The following is a 17,049-nucleotide window of genomic DNA, read 5'->3' as shown; positions in this document are numbered from 1 at the left end:
AGTCCCGGGAGAGAACGCCTGGGGCATTGAAAAAGGCGGCCATGGCCGCCTTTCTTGCTGTCTCAGGGAACCGATTGGCGTGCGGCCAATCTGACCCTGCCGGTCAGCCCAGCGATTTCTTCTTCTGGCTCGACGGACGTGCGCGGGCACGTTTGACGTTGCCAGCCTGGGTCACGCGTTCATTGCCGAGCACCTTCACAGCGGTGCGAGGTGTGCGGCGCTGGCCCGAGCCGGTTGACTTGCGGACCATGACGGTGCGCGGGGCGGCTCCGCCGCCCAGGGGACGTCGGGCGGCACCCATGTCGTCCGGCTGGTTTTCCTTCAGGCGGGCAGGGCCCGGGCGCCAGATGACGAGCAGCTTGCCGATATGCTGGATCGGCGCGGCGTCGAGTTCGTCGCAAATGGCGTCATAAATGGCGATACGCGCGTCGCGCTCGTCACCGAACACCCGGATCTTGATCAGGTCGTGTGCCGCAAGGCTGCGGTCGATTTCGGCCAGGACGGCGGGGGTCAGGCCTTCGGCGCCGATCATGACCACGGGGTTAAGGCCGTGGGCGCGTGAGCGCAGTTCGGAGCGTTGGGCAGAGATCAGTTGTAGAGCGGGCATTGGAGCAGCAAATTTCGGATTGGCGCGTATTATCCGTCAACCATGCAAAAAAAGGTCGCCGGGAGGCGGCAAAGATCACCAAATCGGGAGAAAAACCTGCTTTTGGCCACACGTTGTGGCCGGGCAGCCGGATTTCCCCGCAAGAAGGCAAGTCTCAGTAATGGCCAAGGGCAAGAACAAGTTCAACCAGTCGTGGCTCCACGACCACATTAACGATCCCTACGTGAAGATGGCGCAGCGCGAGGGCTATCGCGCCCGCGCCGCCTACAAGCTCAAGGAGATCGACGATCAGGACAAGCTGATCCAGCCCGGTTCGGTCATCGTCGACCTGGGTGCCGCGCCGGGTAGCTGGAGCCAGTACGCCCGCAACAAGCTGGCAGCGTCGCCCCGGGCGACGGACGGCAAGATCGACGGTGCCGTGGTTGCCATCGACCTCCTGCCGATGGATCCTGTGGCCGATGTGACGTTCATCCTGGGCGATTTCCGAGAGGAGGAAGTATTCCGGGAGCTGGAAAATGTAGTGCTGGAGGCGTCGGGCGGGTCGAGAATCGACCTTGTTATCTCGGACATGGCCCCCAATTTGTCCGGTGTAGCGTCGGCCGATTCGGCGCGGATCGAATATTTGTGCGATCTGGCGCTGGAATTTGCCCAGGCTCACCTGAAGCCCGAGGGGTCGCTGCTGGTCAAGTGCTTTCACGGGTCCGGCTACAGCCAGATCGTTGAGAAGTTCAAGCGTCAGTTCAAGGTTGTCGCCAAGCGCAAGCCCAAGGCGTCGCGCGACAAGTCTTCAGAAACCTTTATTCTTGGGCGTTACCTGAAATCAGTGGACTGACAGGATGCATGATGGTGTTCGACCGCCCCCACGAAAGCAGGGGTATCCGGGTTTGTGCCGGTCACTGCCCCGCTTGCCCGGAGCTGGCGGCTCGGGCACTATCAGGCTCATAGAATCAGATTTCCCTGTGGGGACGGGCGCTGCATTACAATGCAATGCAGCTATCCGTTGGCAAGGCAATTGCAAAGGAGTTCGGCCTTGAATAACAACCTGTTTCAAAAGGCGGCAATCTGGCTCGTGATCGCGCTGGTATTGTTCACCGTCTTCAAGCAGTTCGACAAACCGCGTGCCCAGGACGGTGTCACCTATTCGCAGTTCATGGATGACGCCAAGAACGGCAAGGTGTCGCGCGTCGACGTGCAGGGCCGTAACCTGGTGGTCTCTCCCAAGGAAGGCTCCAAGTACACGATCATCTCGCCGGGTGATATCTGGATGGTCGGCGACCTGATGAAGTACGGCGTCCAGGTAACCGGCAAGGCCGATGACGAGCCGAACGTGCTGGTCCAGGCGTTGTACTACCTGGGACCGACGTTGTTGATCATCGTCTTCTGGTTCTACATGATGCGGCAGATGCAGGGCGGCGGGAAAGGCGGTGCCTTCTCCTTCGGCAAGTCCCGTGCACGGCTGATCGACGAGAACCAGAACGCCGTGACCTTTGCCGATGTGGCGGGTTGCGACGAGTCCAAGGAGGAAGTGGTCGAACTCGTCGACTTCCTGAAGGACCCGCAGAAATTCCAGAAGCTGGGCGGCCGCATTCCGCGCGGCGTGCTGCTGGTTGGCCCTCCGGGTACCGGCAAGACGCTGCTGGCGCGTGCCATCGCCGGCGAAGCCAAGGTGCCGTTCTTCAGCATCTCGGGTTCTGACTTCGTGGAAATGTTTGTCGGCGTGGGTGCTGCCCGTGTCCGCGACATGTTCGAGAACGCCAAGAAGCAGGCCCCCTGCATCGTGTTCATCGACGAAATCGACGCGGTCGGCCGCCATCGTGGCGCCGGCATGGGCGGCGGTAACGACGAGCGCGAACAGACGCTGAACCAGATGCTGGTCGAGATGGATGGTTTCGAGGCCAACTCGGGCGTCATCGTGATCGCCGCGACCAACCGCGCCGATGTGCTGGATAAAGCACTGCTTCGCCCGGGTCGTTTCGACCGTCAGGTCTACGTGGGGCTGCCGGACATCCGCGGCCGCGAGCAGATCCTGAAGGTGCATATGCGCAAGGTGCCGATCGGCAACGACGTGGATGCATCGGTGATCGCACGTGGTACGCCGGGCTTCTCGGGTGCCGACCTGGCCAACCTGGTCAACGAGGCCGCGCTGTTCGCCGCCCGCCGCAACAAGCGCGTGGTCGACATGCAGGATTTCGAGGACGCCAAGGACAAGATCTACATGGGTCCGGAGCGGAAGTCGACGGTCATGCGCGAAGAAGAGCGCAAGGCCACGGCTTACCACGAGTCCGGCCACGCGGTGGTTGCGAAGCTGCTGCCGAAGGCCGACCCGGTCCACAAGGTCACGATCATGCCGCGTGGCTGGGCGCTGGGCGTGACCTGGCAGTTGCCGGAGCATGACAAGTACTCGAAGTACAAGGACAACATGCTTGAGGAAATTGCGATTCTGTTCGGCGGTCGTGCTGCCGAAGAGGTCTTCCTCAACGCCATGAGTACCGGTGCCTCGAACGACTTTGAACGCGCCACCAAGATCGCTCGCGACATGGTGACCCGTTTCGGCATGAGCGATTCGCTGGGTGCCATGGTCTACGTGGATACCGAGCAGGATGGCATGTTCGGCAAGCTGTCGTCGAAGACGGTGTCGGAAGCCACGCAGCAGAAGGTGGACGGCGAAATCCGCACCATCATCGACGAGCAGTACGCGCTGGCCAGGCGTCTGCTGGAAGAGAATCGCGACAAGGTCGAAGCCATGACCAACGCGCTGATGGAGTGGGAAACGATCGATGCCGACCAGGTGAACGACATCATGGCTGGCAAGCCGCCGCGTCCCCCGCGTCATCTGCAGGGTCCGAGCGGTGGCGGCAGCACGCCTCCGGGTGGTTCGCCCGTAGCCCCGACCAATGCGCCTGCCACGGCGCGCGTCGACGATACGGTGTAATTGGGCTGCACCGCCGCGTAACAGACCGTTTGCAACGGTTTCAAACGCGGCGGATTCTGATAGCCTCCGAAGCCGGTGCCTGGTGCGCCGGCTTTTTGTTTTTCAGGTGTACATCTTGCCGATCGAGTTCTTCCAGTGCGGGCGTTATCGATTTGCCCGCAATCGTCGCCCGCTGGTGATGGGCATCCTCAACGTGACCCCCGATTCGTTCTCGGATGGTGGACAGCATGCCTCGCGCGACGCGGCCCTGCGCCATGCCGAGCAGATGATTGTCGAGGGCGTGGACATCATCGATATTGGCGGCGAGTCGAGCCGGCCGGGATCGGCGGCATTGCCACTAGATCAGGAACTCGACCGCGTTATGCCGATCGTCGAGGCGCTGGCCGGTTGCGGCAAACCGTTGTCAATCGACACGTACAAGCCCGAGGTGATGCGGGCCACACTGGCGGGCGGAGCCGATTTGATCAACGATATCTGGGGCTTCCGCATGCCCGGCGCCGTCGAGGCGGTGTCGGCCGGGCAGGCAGCCCTGTGTGTCATGCACATGCAGCGAGATCCCCAGACCATGCAGGAAGAGCCGCAATACGCCGACGTGGTGGCGGAAGTGGCGGATTTTCTGCGCGAGCGGGTGTCAACCCTGCGTGCGGCGGGCGTGGATGATTCGCGTATTTCGCTGGATCCGGGGTTTGGATTTGGGAAGACGCCGGATCATAATCTGCGCCTGCTCGGGCAGATGCCGAGACTGGCGATCGATGGGCTGCCGATCCTGGCCGGGCTGTCGCGCAAGTCGACGCTCGGGGCCATCGTCGGCGGAAAGCCGCCGCAGGGCCGGGTGGCGGCCAGTATTGCCGCGGCGGTCTGCGCCGCCGAGAAAGGCGCATATATCGTGCGCGTGCATGACGTAGAACAAACCGTGGACGCCCTGAAGGTCTGGTGGGCGATCCGCCATGAGTCCGTTGCTCCGCAGGGGCAGCAAGGAGAATGATCAGATGACACGCAAGTATTTCGGGACGGACGGCGTACGGGGCAGGGTTGGCGAGGTGCCGATCACGCCCGATTTTGTGATGCGGCTTGGCTATGCCGCAGGCAAGGTACTGGCGCTGGGGCAGAAAACGTCGCAAGGCCGGCCGACCGTGCTGATCGGCAAGGACACCCGAATCTCGGGCTACATGCTCGAAGCGGCCCTGGAAGCCGGCTTCACGGCTGCAGGGGTCAACGTGCGCCTGACCGGTCCGCTGCCAACCCCCGCCATCGCCTACCTGACGCGCGCGCTGCGCTTGGCCGCTGGGGTGGTGATTTCGGCCAGCCACAATCCGTACTACGACAACGGCATCAAGTTTTTTTCGGCCTCGGGCGACAAGCTGCCGGACGAGGTGGAGTCGAAGATCGAATCGCTGCTGGAAGAGCCGATGATGTGCGTGCGCTCGGAGGATCTGGGCCGCGCCAAGCGTATCGACGATGCTGCCGGGCGCTACATCGAGTTCTGCAAGAGCACGTTCCCTTATGAGCAGGACCTGCACGGTCTGCGCGTCGTGGTGGACTGCGCGCACGGCGCGGCGTACCACATCGCACCGCACGTGTTCCACGAGCTTGGCGCCGAGGTGATTCCGATCGGCAACCAGCCCGACGGACGGAACATCAACGCCGGCTATGGCGCAACCGCGCCGGAAAAGCTCGTGGAAGCCGTGCGCACCCATCGCGCGGACCTGGGTCTGGCCTTCGACGGTGACGCTGACCGCCTGCAGGTGGTGGACGCTCAGGGCCGTCTCTACAACGGCGACGAGCTGCTGTACCTGATCGTGCGCGACCGGCAGGCGTCGGGCCAGAAGGTGGAAGGCGCGGTTGGCACGCTCATGACCAACATGGCCGTGGAACTGGCACTCAAGCGCCTGGGCGTGGATTTTGTTCGCGCCAAGGTTGGTGACCGCTACGTGCTGGAGGAATTGAACAAGCGCGGCTGGCAGCTGGGCGGCGAAGGTTCGGGTCACCTGTTGTGCCTGGATCGGCACACTACGGGTGACGGGATCGTGTCGGCGCTGCAAGTGCTTGCCGCGCTGCGCCGCAGCGGCAAGACGCTGGCGGAACTGCTGGATGGCGTGCAGCTGTTCCCGCAAACGCTGATCAACGTGCGCGTGGAGAAGGGCTTCGACTGGCAGAGCCACGCGGGTCTGAAGGCCGCCCGCGAGCAGGTCGAGCCCGAACTGGAGGGTCGTGGCCGCGTCCTGATCCGTGCCTCGGGCACGGAGCCGGTGGTGCGTGTGATGGTCGAAGCCGAGCAGGTGGAAACCGCCGAGCGCGCCGCGCAGATGCTGGCGAACGCGTTGCGAGCCGCCTGATATCGTCCCACGGGGTCGGCAAGATCCCGGACGCGACACCCTGACGCCACGGCCGCCTGGTCCGTGGCGTTTTCTTTGCAAGATTTAGCAATTAACCGACAGCTTCCGGTCCGCCGGGTGATGAAAGCGGGGTTGACAATGGAGTGGCGATTAAAGCACGGCGAAAAGACGGTTTCGTGACGGGTGCGGAATATCGGCCATTTGACGGGGTCTTTGAAGAAGATTTCGAGATGTCATGGAACTGTCATACAAGCGGCATACAGTTCGCCTTGTCAAAAATTTGTCATTCCCAACCAATGTTCTCTGGAGGACATATGAAGCTGGTCAAGACTGCCGTAGCAGGCATCGTGTCGATTGTGGTGGCGGGTACTGCGTTCGCGGCGGAAATTACCGGTGCAGGCGCTTCTTTCCCGGCGCCCGTGTATTCCAAGTGGGCTGACGCCTACCAAAAAGCAACGGGTAACAAGGTCAACTATCAATCCATCGGTTCGTCGGGCGGCATCAAGCAGATCAACGCCAAGACGGTCGATTTTGGCGCTTCGGACGCTCCCCTGAAGGACGACGAGTTGGCCAAGGGCAACCTGGTCCAGTTCCCGACCGTGATCGGCGGCGTGGTGCCCGTGATCAACCTGCAAGGCGTGAAGCCGGGCGAGTTGACCATCACCGGCGACGTGCTGGCCAACATCTACATGGGCAAGATCAAGAAGTGGGACGATCCCGCGATCAAGGCCCTGAACCCGAAGGCCCATCTGCCGAGCCAGGACATCCTGCCGGTGCGCCGCGCTGACGGCTCGGGCACGACGTTCATCTTCACGAACTACCTGTCGAAGGTCAGCAATGACTGGAAGAGCTCGGTAGGCGAAGGCACGACCGTGAACTGGCCGGGTGGCGGCACGGGCGGCAAGGGCAACGAAGGCGTAGCCGCTTTCGTGCAGCGTCTGAATGGCGCGATCGGCTATGTCGAGTACGCCTACGCCAAGCAGAACAAGATGACGTACCTGACGATGAAGAACTCGGCAGGCGAAGTGGTGCAGCCGAGCGACGACGCCTTCAAGGCCGCCGCTGCCGGTGCCGACTGGAACAAGACGTTCTACCAGATCCTGACGAACCAGCCGGGCAAGGGCGCATGGCCGATCGCTGGCGCGACGTTCATTCTGGTCCACAAGAACCAGGAAAAGCCGGCCCAGGGCCAGGAAGTGCTGAAGTTCTTCGACTGGGCCTACAAGAGCGGCGGTGCAATGGCTTCGGACCTGGACTACGTGCCGCTGCCGGACGCCGTTGCCAACCAGATCCGCGCGACCTGGAAGCAGAGCATCAAGGACGGTTCGGGCAAGGCCCTGTACTAAGCTGTTGCTGTACTGAAGTATGGCCCGGCACGCAAGCCCGGTCCGCCTGAGCGCGGGGCGGGTCTGGCGTGACGGGGCCGCGGTGGCCCTGGCGTCACCGCGGCACATGTTCCACCTACCGATTCCCATCATGGCGACTACGTCCGATCTCCCAGCCGTCCGGCCTCCCAGCCGCCTTGGCGACATCCTGTTCGGCGGCCTGACCCGCGGCGCCGCGATTGTCACCTTGCTGCTGCTCGGCGGCATCATCGTATCGCTCGCCATCAGCGCGTGGCCCTCGATCAAGCAATTCGGCCTGTCGTTCCTGTGGACCGCCGAATGGGACCCGCCCGCCGACGTGTACGGCGCGCTCGTGCCGATCTACGGCACGCTGGTCACCTCGCTGATCGCCCTCATCATCGCCGTGCCGGTCAGCTTCGGCATCGCACTGTTTCTCACCGAGCTGTCGCCCGTCTGGCTGCGCCGGCCGCTTGGTACTGCCATCGAGCTGCTCGCCGCCGTGCCGTCCATCGTCTACGGCATGTGGGGTCTGCTCGTGTTCGCGCCGATCTTCGGCGAGTATTTCCAGAAGCCGCTCGCCAATACGGTGGGGCAGGTGCCGGTGATCGGCAAGCTGTTCCAGGGTGCGCCGCTGGGCATCGGCCTGCTGTGCGCGGGCGTGATCCTGGCGATCATGATCATCCCGTACATTGCCTCGGTGATGCGCGACGTGTTTGAAGTCACGCCCGTGCTGCTCAAGGAGTCGGCCTACGGCATCGGCTGCACCACGTGGGAAGTGATGTGGCGCGTGGTGCTGCCCTATACGCGTGCCGGTGTGATCGGCGGCGTCATGCTCGGCCTGGGCCGCGCGCTGGGCGAGACCATGGCCGTCACGTTCGTGATCGGCAACACCAACCTGCTCGACAACGTGTCGCTGTTCTCGCCGGGCAACAGCATCACCTCGGCGCTGGCGAACGAATTCGCCGAAGCCGGTGCCGGTCTGCACACCGCCGCGCTGATGGAACTGGGCCTGATCCTGTTCTTCATCACGTTCGTGGTGCTGGCGCTGTCCAAGATCCTGCTGTTGCGCCTTGCGAAGAATGAGGGTGGCAAATGAACCAAGCCAGTCAAGCCGTGTCTACTTCGTCCATTCCCGCCGTCCGCCCCGATTCCGAAGCCGTCCGCACACGGCTCCAGGGTTCGCGCCGACGCATGAATGCCATTGCCCTGGCGGCCTCGCTGGGCGCCATGTTGTTTGGCCTGTTCTGGCTCGCGTGGATTCTCTGGACCACCATTTCGCTGGGCGTGGGCGGCCTGTCGCTCGACCTGTTCACGCAGATGACGCCGGCCCCGAACACCGCCGGCGGTGGCCTGGCCAACGCCATCTTCGGCAGCTTCGTCCTGGTGGGCGTGGCGACGCTGGTGGGGACGCCGCTGGGCATCCTGGCCGGTATCTACCTGGCCGAGTATGGCCAGAAGTCGCCCCTGGCCTCCTTTACCCGCTTCATCAACGACATCCTGCTGTCGGCGCCGTCGATCGTGATTGGCCTGTTCGTCTACGCGCTGGTGGTGACCCGCATGGGTCACTTCTCGGGCTGGGCCGGCGTGTGTGCGCTGGCGCTGCTGCAGATCCCGATCGTGGTGCGCACCACCGAGAACATGCTGAACCTGGTGCCGAACGCACTGCGTGAAGCCGCGGTGGCCCTGGGCACGCCGAAGTGGAAGATGGTGATGTCGATCACGGTCAAGTCGTCGTATGCGGGCATCGTGACCGGCGTGCTGCTGGCCGTGGCCCGTATCGCCGGCGAAACCGCGCCGCTCCTGTTCACCGCGCTGTCCAACCAGTTCTGGAGCGCGGACCTGAACAAGCCGATGGCCAACCTGCCCGTGACGATTTTCCGCTTCGCCATGAGCCCGTTCACGGAATGGCAGCAACTGGCCTGGGCCGGCGTGTTCCTGATTACCGTCGGGGTGCTTGCGCTGAACATCGTCGCACGCGTCCTGTTCAAGAAATAAGCGGCGCCACGCATCACGCCTGACCTGACTACCGAATTCAAGCGAGACATCAGCATGACCTCTACCGTCATCGATATTCCCGATACCGTGCGCGCCAAGATCGACGTGCGGAACCTGAACTTCTACTACAACCAGTTCCACGCGCTGAAGAACATCAACATGTCGATCCCGGACCGCAAGGTCACGGCGTTCATCGGCCCGTCGGGCTGCGGCAAGTCGACCCTGCTGCGCACGTTCAACAAGATGTTCGCGCTGTACCCGGAGCAACGCGCCGAGGGCGAGATCAACATGGACGGCGAGAACCTGCTCGCCAGCAAGCAGGATATTTCGCTGCTGCGCGCCAAGGTGGGCATGGTGTTCCAGAAGCCGACGCCGTTCCCGATGTCGATTTATGACAATATTGCCTTTGGCGTACGCCTGTTCGAGAAGCTGTCGCGCTCGGAAATGGACGACCGCGTGGAATGGGCACTGTCGAAGGCGGCGCTGTGGAACGAGGCCAAGGACAAGCTGCACCAGTCGGGCTACGGCCTGTCGGGTGGCCAGCAGCAGCGCCTGTGCATCGCACGCGGCATTGCCATCCGCCCCGAAGTGCTGCTGCTCGACGAGCCTTGCTCGGCGCTGGACCCGATTTCCACGGGCCGCATCGAAGAACTGATCGCGGAGCTCAAGGACGAGTACACGGTCGTGATCGTGACCCACAACATGCAGCAGGCCGCGCGCTGCTCGGACTACACCGCCTACATGTACCTGGGCGAGCTGATCGAGTTCGGCGAGACCGAGAAGATCTTCATCAAGCCGCACCGCAAGGAAACCGAAGACTACATTACCGGCCGCTTCGGTTGATCCGCGACGGCATCGCAGGACATATCCAGCAAACGGACAAGCGGCCAGGAGAACATCATGACTGACAAGCACCTGTCGACCCAGTTCGACGCCGACCTCAACGCGATCAACACCAAGCTGCTGCAGATGGGTGGCCTGGTGGAGTCGCAGATCGAGATGGCCATGCGCGCGCTAGCCGACTTCGATGGTGACCTGGCCGACCAGGTCATGGTCCGCGAGCAGCAGCTGAACGCGCTCGAAGTCGAGATCGATGCCGACTGCGGCAACATCATCGCCCGCCGCCAGCCCACCGCCCGCGACCTGCGCCTGGTGATGGCGATCTCGAAGACGATCACCAACCTCGAGCGCGCCGGCGACGAGGCCGAGAAGATCGCCAAGCGTACCAAGCACATCATGGAAGACGCGGCCGCGCACAACATCAACTACGCCGAGGTGAAGCTGTCCGGCGAGATGGCCATCAACCTGCTGCGCCAGGCCCTGGACGCGTTCGCGCGCCTGGACACCGTGGCGGCTGCCCGCATCGTTAAGGACGACAAGGCCATCGACGAGGAATTCCGCGCCTTCGTGCGCAAGTTGATCACCTACATGATGGAAGACCCGCGCACGATCTCGGTGGCGCTGGACTTCCTGTTCATCGCCAAGGCCGTCGAGCGTATCGGCGACCACGCGAAGAACATTGCCGAATTCATCATCTACATCGTGAAGGGCACGGACGTTCGCCATGCCTCGCGTGAAGACATGGAGCGCGAAGCGTTGAGCTGAAAACGCGCCAGCACTGATAAGCGGAGAACTATTACATATGCCGAGCAGTATTCTCGTTGTCGAAGACGAACCGGCGATCGCTGAACTGATCGCCGTCAATCTCCAGCACGCGGGGCACTATCCGATTCGTGCGTACAACGCCGAGCAGGCGCTGTCGCTGATGAGCGATGTCCTGCCGGACCTCGTGTTGCTGGACTGGATGCTCCCGGGCAAGTCGGGTGCCACCTTCGCCAAGGAGCTACGGACCAACGACCGCACCAAGCAGATCCCGATCATCATGCTCACCGCCCGCAGCGAAGAGCAGGACAAGGTCATGGGTCTGGAAGCAGGTGCGGACGACTACGTGACCAAGCCCTTCTCGCCGAAGGAATTGCTGGCGCGCATCAAGGCCGTGCTGCGCCGCCGCGCGCCGCAGCTGACCGACGACGTGGTGGCCATCAATGGGCTGCGACTCGACCCGGCCACGCATCGCGTGACCGGTCAGGACGACACCGGCCCGATCAAACTGGACTTGGGGCCGACGGAGTTCCGTCTGCTGCACTTCCTGATGACGCACCCGGAGCGCGTGCATAGCCGGTCGCAATTGCTGGATCAGGTCTGGGGCGACCACGTGTTCGTGGAAGAGCGTACGGTGGACGTGCATATCAAGCGTCTGCGTGCCGCGCTGAGCCCGGGGGGATACAGCAACATGATCGAGACGGTCCGGGGCAGCGGCTATCGCCTGGCGCGGTCGCCTAGCCACTGACCGAAACCGGCCGGCGGCGCAGCAGCGGGGGCCGCGCCGGCCGATGTCGGATAATGCCGGCTGAATGCAACGCTGGGGTGCGTGTTGTGGCAGACTCTGTCGCAGTGCGAACCCCAGTCTGAACCTCTTCTACTCCTCGCATGAATGTCATCTGGGCCCGCTCCGCGGCCATCCTCGCCGGTCTCGTGCTGATTGCCGCGGGCCTGTACGCCGTAGCCGGCGCCGTGTCCGGCCTGCTTTTCCTTTCCGCTTCGCTGTTCCTGCTGCTGGGGTACTACCTGTTCCAGATCAACCGTCTGTGGCGCGTGCTCGATGCCCCGGCCTACGGTGAGATCCCCAGCGCACTTGGGCTGTGGGGCGAGGTGTATTACCGCCTGCACCGGCTGGTCAAGCGCTGGCGCACCCAGGTGCTGCAGGTGGAGCAGCAGCACACCCGGTTCATCCAGGCCATCCAGGCGTCGCCCTATGGCGTGCTGATGCTTGATGACGCCGACCAGATCGAATGGTGCAACGGCGTGGCGGAGCAGCACTTCGGCCTGAACGCGCGGCGCGACGTGCGCCAGCGCATCACCCACCTGATCCGCCGCCCCGAGTTTGTCCACTACCTAACGCGCGAGCGCTATGACGAACCGCTGGTGATGCGCGACATGGGCGAGCACAAGCGCGGTATCACGTCCGTGCAGATCCTGCCATATGGCGAGAACCGCAAGCTCGTGCTGACGCAGGACATCACCAAGGTCGAAAGCACCGAGGCCATGCGCCGCGACTTCGTCGCCAATGTCTCGCACGAACTGAAGACGCCGCTGACGGTGCTGACCGGGTTCCTGGAGACGGTGCGAGACCTGCCGGTGTCGGAGGAAGACCGCAAGCGCTATATCGACATGATGCTGGTGCAGTCGATGCGGATGCAGCATATCGTCGAAGACCTGCTGGCGCTGGCCAAGCTGGAATCCGACGCGCAGCCGCCGTCGCACGACCGCGTCAACGTGGCCGCACTGGCGGCGCACCTGGTGCACGATGCCGAGGCGCTGTCGCAAGGGCGGCACGACATCGAGACCGAAATCGATACGGCGGTGGTGCTGCGCGGCGCCGAAGGCGAGTTGCTCTCCGCGCTGGGCAACCTGGTGTCGAACGCGGTGCGCTACACGCCCGACGGCGGGCGCATCGCCATCCGCATGACCTTTACCGATGGCCACTCGGTGTTCTCGGTCAACGATACGGGCCTGGGCATTGCGCCCGAACACATCCCCCGCCTGACCGAGCGGTTCTACCGAGTGGATCGTAGCCGGTCGCGCGATACGGGCGGTACCGGCCTGGGCCTGGCCATCGTCAAGCACGTGCTGTCGCGCCACCATGCCGACCTGCGCGTGACTAGCGAGGTGGGCCGCGGCAGTACGTTCCGCATCGTGTTCCCCGTGGACCGCAGCGGCTACGAACCGGATGCCGCGCAACCGCTGCCCCAGTTGGGCGACGCCTCGCGCCACGCGGCATAAGGGCCGGCGGCCCCCGGGGCGGTGTTGGGCACGACCCGGCGCCATGGAAAAAGGCCGCTCCCGGTCAGGGTAGCGGCCTTTTTCATGCCGAAGCCCGTTCGGCTCAGGTGCCGAACTTCACTAGCAGTTCCAGCTGGCTGACGCGCTGGAGCTTGGCCCGCGACGGCCGGCGCACGTACTCGCCGTCGGGTTCCATGATCCAGGCCGACGCATTGTCGTGCAGATGCACCTGCAACCCTTCCTTGATCACACGTGCCTTTAGCGTGCGATCCAGGATCGGGAAGGCTACCTCGACGCGTCGGAACAGGTTGCGGTCCATCCAGTCGGCGCTGGACAGGTACAGCACATCGTCGCCGCCCGCGTGGAAGTAATAGACACGGTGGTGTTCCAGGAAGCGGCCGACGATCGAGCGCACCGAAATGTTGTCCGACAGGCCCGGCACGCCGGCGCGCAGGGCGCAGACGCCGCGCACGATCAGGTCGATCTTCACGCCTGCACGCGACGCCTTGTAAAGCTCGTCGATGATGGTCGGCTCCAGCAGCGCGTTCATCTTGGCGATGATGCGTGCCCGCTTGCCGGCGCGCGCGTTGCGGGCCTCGGCGCGGATATGCTCCACCAGGTTGCTGTGCATCGTGAACGGCGACTGCCACAGGTGGTTCAGCCGGATGGTGCCGGCCGTGCCCGTCAGCAGCTGGAACACGTGGTGTACGTCCTCGCAGACCTGCTCGTTGGTGGTGAGCAGGCCAAAGTCGGTGTACAGGCGGGCGGTGCGGGGGTGATAGTTGCCGGTGCCCAGGTGGACGTAGCGCCGCAGCACCGAATGCTTGGCCTTCGGGCTCGCGGGCTCGCGCCGCACGATCAGCAGCATCTTGGCGTGGCATTTGTGGCCGACCACGCCGTACACGACATGGGCGCCCGCCGATTCCAGCCGCTCGGCCCAGTTGATGTTGGTTTCCTCGTCGAATCGCGCCAGCAGCTCCACCACCACGGTCACTTCCTTGCCGTTGCGGGCCGCCGTCATCAGCGCCTCCATCACGGCCGACTCGTTGCCGGTGCGATAGACGGTCTGCTTGATCGCCACCACGTTCGGATCGTTGGCGGCCGCCTGCATCAGGTCCAGCACCGACGAGAAGCTCTCGTAGGGGTGGTGCAGCAGCACGTCGCGCTGGCGGATCACGTCGAACATGCTCGTACCCGGCTGGAAGGCCTTGACCACGGCCGGCACGTGCGGCGGATATTTGAGGGCAGGGCGGTCCACCAGGTCGGGAATCTGCATCAACCGCACCAGGTTCACCGGGCCGCCAACGCGGTACAGGTCCTGTTCGGTCAGGCCCGACTCCAGCAGCAGACGCCGCGACAGCGCCGGCGGCGTGTCGGACGACACTTCCAGGCGAACCATGTCGCCAAAGTGACGTGTAGGCAATTCGCCCTGCAACGCTTCGCGCAGGTCGGTGATTTCGTCCTCGGACACGAACAGGTCGGAATTGCGTGTGACGCGGAACTGGTAGCAGCCCTGCACCTCGATGGCCGGGAACAGTTCGTGGACAAACGCCTGCATGAACGACGACAGCATCACAAAGCCGTACGGATACCCGGACAGCTTCTCGGGCATGCGCACCACGCGCGGCAGCGCGCGCGGGGCCTGCACGATGGCCAGATCGGCGTCGCGGCCGAAGGCGTCCTTGCCGGACAGCTCGATCACGAAGTTCAGGCTCTTGTTGAGCACGCGCGGGAACGGGTGGGCGGGATCGAGCGCGATGGGCGTCAGTACCGGGCCCAGTTCGCGTACGAAGAAGTCCCGCGCCCAGTCGCGCTGGGCGTCGGTCCAGGTGCCCGTCAGGTGAAAAAACACCCCTTCTTTTTCCAGCGCGGGGAAAATGACGTTCTGCAGCATGTCATACTGCGAGGCCACGAGCCGCTGCGTGCGCTCCGTGACAAGCTGGTAGGCCTGCTGGAACGAGAGGCCATCGGGCGTCAGACCCGATGCGTTGTCCCGCATCTGCTCCTTCAGGCCGGCCATCCGGATTTCAAAGAACTCGTCCAGATTGCTGGATACGATACAGATGAACTTCAGCCGTTCCAGCAACGGGACATTGGGGTCGGCGGCCTGCGCAAGCACGCGCGCGTTGAATTCCAGAATGCCCAGCTCGCGGTTCCAGAGCGAGCCAGGCGGCGTCGTCGACATGTCTATGACCTTATTTTGGCGATGAGGCGACTTTTTCATAGATCCGTGTCATTTTGATGACACTTTGATTTTGTCATGATGCAGACATGACAGGGACATAATCTTTCGGGTTTTGGCCCGCCCAGGGCCGATCCCCGCGTAACACTGACGCAATGACACAGAATCCCCGCTTGCTGGCCGCCGTCGACATGGGCTCCAACAGCTTCCGCCTGATGATCGGGCGGGTGGATGAAACGCCCACCGCCTCGGGCCCCGCCAGCCAGATCTTCCAGGTCGACGCGCTGCGCGAGCCCGTCAGGCTGGCTGCCGGCCTGACGCCGGACAAGTATCTGGACCAACCCGCCCGCCGCCGGGGTGTTGACGCGCTGCGCCGCTTCGGCGATCGCCTGCGCGACTTCGCACCCGAGCAGGTGCGCGCGGTAGCCACCAACACGCTACGCGTGGCCAAGAATGCTTCGGACTTCCTGATCGAAGCCGAGGCCGCCCTGGGATTCCCGATCGAAGTGATCGCCGGCCGCGAAGAAGCGCGCCTGATCTACCTGGGCGCGTCGCATGATGCGCCGGCCTGCCAGGGCAACCGGCTGGTCGTCGATATCGGCGGTGGCTCCACCGAATTCATCATTGGCAGCGGCTATCAGTCCAAGCTGATGGAAAGCCTGTACATCGGCTGCGTATCGCACAGCCGCCAGTTCTTTCCGAGCGGCAACGTCGACGAATACGCGTTCAAACAGGCCGAGCTGGCCGCGCGCCGCGAGATCCAGGTGCTGGTGCGCCAGTACAAGGCGGCCGGCTGGCAGCAGGCGGTTGGGTCGTCGGGTACGGCGCGTGCCCTGGCCGAACTGATCGAGCTCAACGGCATGAACGACAGTGCGTCCGAGCACGGCATCACGCGAGAAGGGCTGGAGCGCCTGAAGCGGGCGCTCGTGAAGGCCGAGAACACTAATCGCGTGAAGCTGACCGGCCTGAAAGCTGACCGGATCCCTGTACTGCCCGGCGGCCTGTCGATCATGCTCGGCGTGTTTGCCGAACTCGATATCGACCGCATGGACGTCACCGACGGTGCGCTGCGCCTGGGCGTGCTGTACGATCTGCTGGGCCGCAGCCACCACGAGGACATGCGGACCGTGACCGTCGACCAGTTCATGCGCCGCTACGCCGTCGATCGCGCGCAGGCCACCCGCGTGGGGCAAGCGGCCCGCAATCTGCTGGCGGAGTTTCCCGAGCCGCGCAACGAGCGCCGCGAGGACAACCTTGCGTTGCTGGGCTGGGCGGCCAACCTGCATGAGATCGGCATGACGATTTCGCACAGTGGCTATCACAAGCACTCGGCCTATATCGCCACGCATGCCGACATGCCCGGTTTCTCGAAGACCGACCAGGCGCGCCTGGCCACGCTGCTGCTCGGCCACGCGGGCAAGCTCGGCAAGCTCTCCGGCAGCGGCAAGTTCGTGGACTGGCGAATGCTGTTCAGCCTGCGGCTGGCGTTTGTGCTATGCCGCCGGCGTGGCGACATGAAGCTGCCGCACATCCACGTCAGGCAACGTTCGGACGAACTGGACGAGGGCTTCGAGGTGCGTCTGCCGAAATCGTGGATCGATGCCAACCCGCTGGTGGAGTACAGCCTGGCGCAGGAAGCCGACGAGTGGGAGAGGGTGGGCAAGCGCTACAAGGTTGTGTACGTCTGACGCGGGCGTAATCGACCCACGAACGCAACAACGAAAAACGGCGACTCCAATAAGTCGCCGTTCTTGTTTCCAGTACCGGATCGATCAGCCGTTTCGTCCGGTAAGAGGGGGCTGCTGATC

At 63.6% G+C, this 17,049-nt stretch carries 15 protein-coding genes; 13 read left to right on the top strand and 2 right to left on the bottom strand.

What is annotated here, in order from left to right:
• Positions 1 to 103: 103 nt before the first annotated feature.
• A complete protein-coding gene (locus CYJ10_RS18910; protein WP_101683013.1) occupies positions 104 to 607 on the bottom strand; it encodes a YhbY family RNA-binding protein in 504 nt (167 codons plus the stop codon).
• Here CYJ10_RS18910 and CYJ10_RS34195 point away from each other — a divergent pair.
• The 12 genes from CYJ10_RS34195 (at position 607) to phoR (ending at position 13,059) form a co-directional block, all read left to right on the top strand.
• Complete coding sequence (locus CYJ10_RS34195; RefSeq protein ID WP_180862989.1) at positions 607 to 768, top strand: hypothetical protein; 162 nt, start codon at positions 607 to 609, stop codon at positions 766 to 768. The genes CYJ10_RS18910 and CYJ10_RS34195 overlap by 1 nt on opposite strands.
• Complete coding sequence (locus tag CYJ10_RS18905; protein WP_101683012.1) at positions 768 to 1,439, top strand: RlmE family RNA methyltransferase; 672 nt, start codon at positions 768 to 770, stop codon at positions 1,437 to 1,439. The genes CYJ10_RS34195 and CYJ10_RS18905 overlap by 1 nt, the downstream gene beginning before the upstream one ends.
• A gap of 198 nt (positions 1,440 to 1,637) precedes the next feature.
• Positions 1,638 to 3,539 carry an ATP-dependent zinc metalloprotease FtsH gene (ftsH, locus tag CYJ10_RS18900; protein ID WP_101683011.1) on the top strand — a complete coding sequence of 634 codons (1,902 nt, stop codon included), beginning with the start codon at positions 1,638 to 1,640 and terminating at the stop codon, positions 3,537 to 3,539.
• Positions 3,540 to 3,654: 115 nt separating this feature from the next.
• On the top strand, positions 3,655 to 4,524 hold the full coding sequence (folP, locus tag CYJ10_RS18895) for a dihydropteroate synthase (RefSeq protein WP_101683185.1): 870 nt from the start codon (positions 3,655 to 3,657) through the stop codon (positions 4,522 to 4,524).
• A 4-nt stretch (positions 4,525 to 4,528) separates the two neighbouring features.
• Positions 4,529 to 5,875 carry a phosphoglucosamine mutase gene (gene glmM / locus CYJ10_RS18890; RefSeq protein ID WP_101683010.1) on the top strand — a complete coding sequence of 449 codons (1,347 nt, stop codon included), beginning with the start codon at positions 4,529 to 4,531 and terminating at the stop codon, positions 5,873 to 5,875.
• Between the two features lie 314 nt (positions 5,876 to 6,189).
• A complete protein-coding gene (gene pstS / locus CYJ10_RS18885; RefSeq protein WP_101683009.1) occupies positions 6,190 to 7,221 on the top strand; it encodes a phosphate ABC transporter substrate-binding protein PstS in 1,032 nt (343 codons plus the stop codon).
• 130 nt (positions 7,222 to 7,351) lie between these two features.
• Positions 7,352 to 8,317 carry a phosphate ABC transporter permease PstC gene (gene pstC, locus CYJ10_RS18880; RefSeq protein ID WP_101683184.1) on the top strand — a complete coding sequence of 322 codons (966 nt, stop codon included), beginning with the start codon at positions 7,352 to 7,354 and terminating at the stop codon, positions 8,315 to 8,317.
• On the top strand, positions 8,314 to 9,216 hold the full coding sequence (gene pstA, locus CYJ10_RS18875; protein WP_101683008.1) for a phosphate ABC transporter permease PstA: 903 nt from the start codon (positions 8,314 to 8,316) through the stop codon (positions 9,214 to 9,216). Before pstC ends, pstA begins: the two co-directional genes overlap by 4 nt.
• A 54-nt stretch (positions 9,217 to 9,270) precedes the next feature.
• Positions 9,271 to 10,059 (top strand): phosphate ABC transporter ATP-binding protein PstB, encoded by a 789-nt coding sequence (gene pstB, locus CYJ10_RS18870; protein ID WP_101683007.1) that lies wholly within the window; start codon positions 9,271 to 9,273, stop codon positions 10,057 to 10,059.
• A gap of 57 nt (positions 10,060 to 10,116) precedes the next feature.
• On the top strand, positions 10,117 to 10,821 hold the full coding sequence (gene phoU, locus CYJ10_RS18865; protein ID WP_066735943.1) for a phosphate signaling complex protein PhoU: 705 nt from the start codon (positions 10,117 to 10,119) through the stop codon (positions 10,819 to 10,821).
• Between the two features lie 37 nt (positions 10,822 to 10,858).
• The gene (gene phoB / locus CYJ10_RS18860) at positions 10,859 to 11,566 is read left to right on the top strand and encodes a phosphate regulon transcriptional regulator PhoB (RefSeq protein ID WP_101683006.1); all 708 of its coding nucleotides are present in this window, start codon (positions 10,859 to 10,861) and stop codon (positions 11,564 to 11,566) included.
• 140 nt (positions 11,567 to 11,706) lie between these two features.
• Positions 11,707 to 13,059: a phosphate regulon sensor histidine kinase PhoR gene (gene phoR, locus CYJ10_RS18855; protein ID WP_101683005.1), complete on the top strand. Its 1,353-nt coding sequence runs from the start codon at positions 11,707 to 11,709 to the stop codon at positions 13,057 to 13,059.
• A gap of 103 nt (positions 13,060 to 13,162) precedes the next feature.
• Here the strand turns inward: phoR and ppk1 are convergent, their stop codons facing one another.
• A complete protein-coding gene (gene ppk1 / locus CYJ10_RS18850) occupies positions 13,163 to 15,283 on the bottom strand; it encodes a polyphosphate kinase 1 (protein ID WP_101683004.1) in 2,121 nt (706 codons plus the stop codon).
• Positions 15,284 to 15,396: 113 nt separating this feature from the next.
• Here ppk1 and ppx point away from each other — a divergent pair, with 113 nt between their 5' ends.
• Positions 15,397 to 16,929, top strand: a complete 1,533-nt coding sequence (ppx, locus tag CYJ10_RS18845; RefSeq protein WP_101683003.1) for an exopolyphosphatase — start codon at positions 15,397 to 15,399, stop codon at positions 16,927 to 16,929.
• Positions 16,930 to 17,049: the final 120 nt, after the last annotated feature.

Source organism: Cupriavidus pauculus (assembly GCF_002858765.1).
GTDB lineage: Bacteria > Pseudomonadota > Gammaproteobacteria > Burkholderiales > Burkholderiaceae > Cupriavidus > Cupriavidus pauculus_B.
Note: the sequence above shows the minus strand (reverse complement) of the source record. Positions and strands in the feature narration are given on the sequence as shown.